Raw genomic sequence first — 822 nt, forward strand, 5'->3', positions numbered from 1 at the left:
CACCGCCTGCGCGCAGCGGTCGGGGCTCCAGGCGCGGGCGGGCACGCTGGCGCCCGGGTGGACGACGACGTACTCCCCGGGCCCGGTCAGCGCCCCGGTCGCGGGCGGCGGGAGCACCCGCAGCCGTCCGTCGTCGACCCGGGGGAAACCGGCGGCCTCGGCGAGTTCGAGCGCGGCCTCGGCCTCGTGGGCGTGGGGGGCGCGGTGGTGGCGCACGTCGAGGAGGGAGCCGGGGTGGTCCTCGCTGTCGGCGGCGATGAAGCGGACGCCGGCCAGCCGCAGCAGCAGGGCGGTGGGCAGCGGGGACTGGTGGAAGGAGGTGAGGATCAGCGCGCTGTCGGCGTCGACGGCGGCGACGATGCCGTCGATCTCCTCCCGGCTGACCTCGGGCGGCTGGAACCCTGTCCACGGCGAGTCCCAGACGAGCACCTCGTCCACGCCGGGCAGCAGCCGCGCGGCGGGCGCCCCGTGCGGCCCGCACAGCAGGGTCACGCTGTCGGCACGGGCGGCGACGGCCCGCACCGCGGGCCCGGCGAGCAGTACGTCGCCGAAGCTGTCGAGCCGGGTGACGAGGGCTTTCACACGGGCCTCCCCTGCAGCGGGCGCCCGGTCCCGCGGGTGCCCGCGTCCGGCCGGTCCCAGGGCGGGCCGGTGAGGAGCACGTGTACCGCCGTCGGGAGGTCCGGGGCCACGTGGGGGGCCGCGGAGATCTCCTCGGGGCGGGTCTGCGGGGGGGGGACGAGGAGGGCGTGGGCACCGGCGCGGTGCGCGGCCTCCACGTCGGCGCCGATGTCGCCGATGACGACGCAGTCGGCCGGGTCC

General features: G+C 78.3%; 2 protein-coding genes. Both read right to left on the bottom strand.

Going from position 1 to position 822, the window contains the following annotated elements:
* Nucleotides 1-582, bottom strand: a 582-nt coding sequence (locus B7767_RS42540; protein ID WP_143653005.1) for a glycosyltransferase family 9 protein, incomplete at its 3' end; no start/stop codon positions are given.
* Nucleotides 579-822: HAD hydrolase-like protein (locus B7767_RS42545; RefSeq protein ID WP_179167559.1), on the bottom strand; the 244-nt coding region annotated here is incomplete at its 5' end. The genes B7767_RS42545 and B7767_RS42540, both read right to left, overlap by 4 nt.

The sequence above is a fragment of the Streptomyces sp. 13-12-16 genome, assembly GCF_002114215.1.
Taxonomy (GTDB): Bacteria; Actinomycetota; Actinomycetes; order Streptomycetales; family Streptomycetaceae; genus Streptomyces.